Raw genomic sequence first — 4848 nt, forward strand, 5'->3', positions numbered from 1 at the left:
GCCGCGGGCGCGCAGCTCGCCGAGGGCGCGGACGAGGACGTCGGGGGCCTTGAGCGGCTGCACGCGCCCGGCGAACAGCACGACGTCGTCGTCGGCCGGGAGACCGAGCGCGCGCCGCGCCCGCGCGCGCGCCGCGTCGAGGTCCCGGGGGGTGAGCAGACGGGCCGGGCCACCGGGCTCGCGCTCGCCGAGGTCGGGGTGGAAGAGCTCGAGGTCGACGCCGGGCGCGACGACGTGCACCGCCGCCGGGTCGGCGTCGTAGAGGCGCACCAGGTCCGCCGCCTCCTCCGCCGTGCTGGCGACCAGGCCGTCCGCCGCGGCGACGACCTGCTCCTCGCCGAGGATGCGGCCGCGCGGCTCCGGGCGGTCCCCCGGCGCCAGCGCCGCGTTCTTGACCTTCGCGAGGGTGTGCATGGTGTGGACGAGCGGCACGTCCCAGCGCTCGGCGGCGAGCCAGCCGACCTGGCCCGACAGCCAGTAGTGCGAGTGCACGGCGTCGTACCAGCCGGGCCGGCGGGCGGCCTCCACCCGCAGGACCCCCGCCGCGAAGGCGCAGAGCTGACCGGGCAGCTCGTTCTTGTCCAGGCCCTCGTAGGGCCCGGCCGGCACGTGCCGGACGAGGACGCCGTCGGCCATCGGGACGGTCTCGGGCTGCCGCGAGCTCGTCCCACGCGTGAAGATCTCGACCTGCGCGCCGCGGCGCGCGAGCGCCTGCGCCAGGTCGGTGATGTAGACGTTCATCCCGCCGGCGTCGCCGGTCCCGGGCTGGTCCAGGGGCGAGGTGTGCACGGACAGCATCGCGACGCGCGGCTGGTCCAGGCTCACAGCACTCCTCCTCCGGGGGCGCCTCGGGCGGGCACGTCCCACGGCAACCACCGACGGCGGTCGGGGCATTCCCGGGGCCTGGCAGATTCTGCCCGGTCGCCGCGAGGACGGAGCCGGGCGTCTCAGCCGACGGCGACGCCGGAGGCGACCGGGTCGTCCACGACCGCCTGGAGCACGGCGAGCGCCGCGCCGGTCAGGGCCGGGAACGCCCCCGCCTGGGCGACCACGACCTCGACCGGGGCCCAGGGCGCTGCGATGACGTGCCGGGCGAGCGCGTCCTCCAGCGGCGCACGCAGGTGCTCCGCGAGCACGGCATGGGTCCCGCCGAGGACGACCTCCTCGACGTCCACGATGTTGACGACGTTCGCCAGGGCCACGCCGAGCGCCCGGCCGGCCACGGCGAGCGCCTCGAGCACCTGGGCGTCCCCGGCGTCGGCCGCGTCGCACAGGGCGCGGACCGGGCTCTCCCGCGGCAGGCCCGCACGGGCGAGGATCGCGTCCTGCCCGGCGAGGGACTCCAGGGTCACGCCGCCCGCGAGGTCGACCACGGTGTGGCCGATCTCGCCGCTCCAGCCGTGGCGGCCGGGGAAGATGGCACCGTCCAGCACGATCGCCGCGCCGATGCCGACCTCGCCGGACACGTAGACGAAGCTCGAGGGCCCGGTCTCCCGCCGGGCGCGGGCCTCGGCCCGGGCGGCGAGGTTGGCCTCGTTGCCGAGCCAGGGGGCCAGGACGCCGTCGGACGCCTCGTGCCCGGCGAGGAGGGCGAGCACGTCGACGTCCCGCCAGCCCAGGTTCGGCGCGACGCGCAGCGGCCCGGTGATGCGGTCGACCAGGCCGGGCAGGGCGAGCGCCGAGCCGGCCACGGTGACCCCGCCCGCGCGCACCGGCCCGACGACGTCGCGCTCGAGCGCCGCCAGGGCCCGCAGCACGTCCGCGGGGTCGCTGCGCCGGAAGTCGCCGTGCCGGACCTCCTCGGCCAGGACCGTGCCGGCGAGGTCGAGGACGCGGACGCCGAGGTAGTCGACGTTGACCTCGAGCCCCACGCCGACGACACCGCCCGACGGCACGAGCGGCACCGCGGGGCGACCGGCCCGCTGGGCGGCCACGGGCGCGAGCTCGGCGAGGAGGCGGGCCTCCACCAGCCGGTCGACGAGCGCGGAGACGGTCGCGCGGGTGAGTCCGGTCGCCGCGGCGACGTCGGCCCTCGAGACCGGCCGCGGGGCGTCGACGACGTGCCGCAGGACGAGCCCGAGGTTGCGGTGGCGCAGGCTCTCCTGGCGCGCGGGTCCCCCGACGGCGGCGGTGCTCATGGCTTGACCCTACCGGTCCCGAGGGCATAAGTTTAGCCGCACAACAAATGACGCCCCATCGCGCGGCGCCGCTCTCGACGAGGAGTCCCCATGGTCCGCACCCCCACCCCCCAGGACAGGTTCTCGTTCGGTCTGTGGACCGTCGGCTGGTCGGCCCGCGACCAGTTCGGCGACGCCACCCGGCCGGACCTCGACCCCGTCGAGTCCGTCCACCGCCTCGCCGAGCTGGGTGCGGCCTACGTGACCTTCCACGACGACGACGTCGTGCCCTTCGGCTCCGACGACGCCGAGCGCGACCGCATCCTCGACCGGTTCCGCCAGGCCCTGAAGGACACCGGCATCGAGGTCGAGATGGTCACGACCAACACCTTCACGCACCCGATCTTCAAGGACGGCGCGTTCACCTCGAACGACCGCCGCGTGCGGCGCTACGGCCTGCGCAAGGTGCTGCGCAACGTCGACCTGGCCGCGGAGCTGGGGGCGAAGACGTTCGTCATGTGGGGCGGGCGCGAGGGTGCGGAGTACGACGCCGCCAAGGACCTCTACGCCGCCCACGAGCGCTACGCCGAGGGCATCGACTCCGTCGCCGCCTACATCAAGAGCAAGGGCTACGACCTGCGCATCGCGCTGGAGCCCAAGCCCAACGAGCCGCGCGGCGACATCCTGCTGCCGACCGTCGGGCACGCGCTGGCGCTCATCGCCCGCCTCGACAACGGTGACATCGTCGGGCTCAACCCCGAGGTCGGCCACGAGCAGATGGCCGGGCTGAACTTCACCACCGGCATCGCGCAGGCGCTGTGGGCGGACAAGCTCTTCCACATCGACCTCAACGGCCAGCGGTCCATCAAGTACGACCAGGACCTCGTGTTCGGCCACGGCGACCTCTTCTCGGCGTTCGCGACCGTCGACCTGCTGGAGAACGGCTTCCCCAGCGGCGGCCCCCGGTACACGGGCCCGATCCACTTCGACTACAAGCCCTCGCGCACCGAGGACATGCAGGGCGTGTGGGACTCCGCCGCGGCCAACATGGCGACCTACCTCCTGCTCAAGGAGCGGGCCCTGGCGTTCCGCGCCGACCCGGAGGTCCAGGAGGCGCTGGAGTCCGCGGGCGTGCTCGACCTCGCGCAGCCCACGCTCGCCGAGGGCGAGACGATCGAGGACCTGCTCGCCGACCGCTCGGCGTTCGAGGACCTCGACGTCGAGTCCGTCGCCGAGCGCGGCTTCGGCTTCGTCCGGCTCAACCAGCTCGCGCTCGAGCACGCGCTCGGCGCCCGCTGACGCACACCGGTCGACGGGCGCCGGCTCCCCCAGGGGACGCCGGCGCCCGTCGCGTCGCAAGGAGGCACAGATGGCGCTCGTCGCCGGGGTGGACTCGTCCACCCAGTCCTGCAAGGTCGTCGTCCGGGACGCCGAGACGGGCGCCCTGGTGCGCTCCGGCCGGGCGTCCCACCCCGACGGCACCGAGGTCGACCCGCGCCACTGGTGGGACGCGCTGCAGCAGGCGGTCGCCGAGGCGGGCGGCCTCGACGACGTCGCCGCCGTCTCCGTGGGCGGCCAGCAGCACGGTCTCGTCGCCCTCGACGAGCGCGGCGAGGTCGTCCGGGACGCGCTGCTGTGGAACGACACCCGGTCCGCGGGAGCGGCGGCGGACCTCGTGGCCGAGCTCGGCGGCGGCGACGTCGCCCTCGGGGCGGCGCGCTGGGCCCAGGCCGTCGGCTCGGTGCCGGTCGCGTCGTTCACCGTCACCAAGCTCCGGTGGCTGCGCGACGCGGAGCCGCAGAACGCCGCGCGCGTCGCCGCCGTCGCCCTCCCCCACGACTGGCTCACGTGGCGGCTCGCCGGGCACGGGCCCGCGGACGGCCGGCCCGGCGACCTGGCGGCGCTGACGACCGACCGGTCCGACGCGTCGGGGACCGGGTACTGGTCCCCCGTGACCGAGGACTACCGCCGCGACCTGCTCGCCCTCGCCCTGGGGCGCGACGACGTCGTCCTGCCGACGGTGCTCGGACCGGCCACGGTGGCCGGTCATGCGGCGACCGGCGGAGCCCTGCTGGGCCCCGGCGCCGGGGACAACGCGGGGGCGGCGCTGGCGCTGGGGATGCGCGCCGGGGACGTCGCGCTGTCGATCGGCACCTCGGGGGTCGTCTCCGCCGTCGCCGACCGTCCGACGACGGACGCCTCCGGCCTGGTGACCGGCTTCGCGGACGCCTCGGGTGCCTACCTGCCGCTGGCCTGCACGCTCAACGCGTCGCGGGTCCTGGACGCGGCCGCCCGGATGCTGGGCGTCGACCACGCCGGCCTCAGCGCCCTCGCCCTGTCGGCACCCGCCGGCGCGGACGGCCTCGTGCTCGTCCCGTACCTCGAGGGCGAGCGGACCCCGAACCGGCCCGACGCGACCGGTGCGCTGCACGGCCTGCGCCTCGCGAACACCACCCCTGCGCACCTCGCGCGGGCGGCGGTCGAGGGCATGCTCTGCGCACTGGCCGACGGCCTGGACGCCCTGCGCGCCCAGGGGGTGGCCGTCGAGCGCGTCCTGCTCATCGGTGGTGGCGCGCGCTCGGAGGCGGTGCGCCGCGTCGCGCCGACCGTCCTCGGCATGGACGTCGTGGTCCCCGAGGCGGGCGAGTACGTGGCCGACGGGGCCGCGCGGCAGGCGGCCTGGACCCTGGCCGCGACGCACGACCCGGCCGCCGAGGCGCCGCGCTGGGCG

Annotated in this window: 4 protein-coding genes; 2 read left to right on the plus strand and 2 right to left on the minus strand. The window is 76.1% G+C overall.

Annotated elements, in window-relative coordinates; all coding sequences use genetic code 11:
- Together N866_RS16375 and N866_RS16380 are read right to left on the minus strand one after the other, a co-directional pair.
- Positions 1 to 825 (minus strand): glycosyltransferase (locus N866_RS16375; RefSeq protein WP_425393974.1); only part of this gene is annotated, 825 nt, incomplete at its 3' end.
- Positions 826 to 947: 122 nt separating this feature from the next.
- Positions 948 to 2138 carry an ROK family transcriptional regulator gene (locus N866_RS16380; protein ID WP_034228368.1) on the minus strand — a complete coding sequence of 397 codons (1191 nt, stop codon included), beginning with the start codon at positions 2136 to 2138 and terminating at the stop codon, positions 948 to 950.
- Between the two features lie 90 nt (positions 2139 to 2228).
- Here N866_RS16380 and xylA point away from each other — a divergent pair, with 90 nt between their 5' ends.
- Both xylA and xylB read left to right on the plus strand, forming a co-directional pair.
- Positions 2229 to 3416 (plus strand): xylose isomerase, encoded by a 1188-nt coding sequence (xylA, locus tag N866_RS16385; protein WP_034228370.1) that lies wholly within the window; start codon positions 2229 to 2231, stop codon positions 3414 to 3416.
- A gap of 70 nt (positions 3417 to 3486) precedes the next feature.
- Positions 3487 to 4848 (plus strand): xylulokinase (gene xylB, locus N866_RS16390; protein WP_052023169.1); only part of this gene is annotated, 1362 nt, incomplete at its 3' end.

Source organism: Actinotalea ferrariae CF5-4 (assembly GCF_000603945.1).
GTDB classification, from domain to species: domain Bacteria; phylum Actinomycetota; class Actinomycetes; order Actinomycetales; family Cellulomonadaceae; genus Actinotalea; species Actinotalea ferrariae.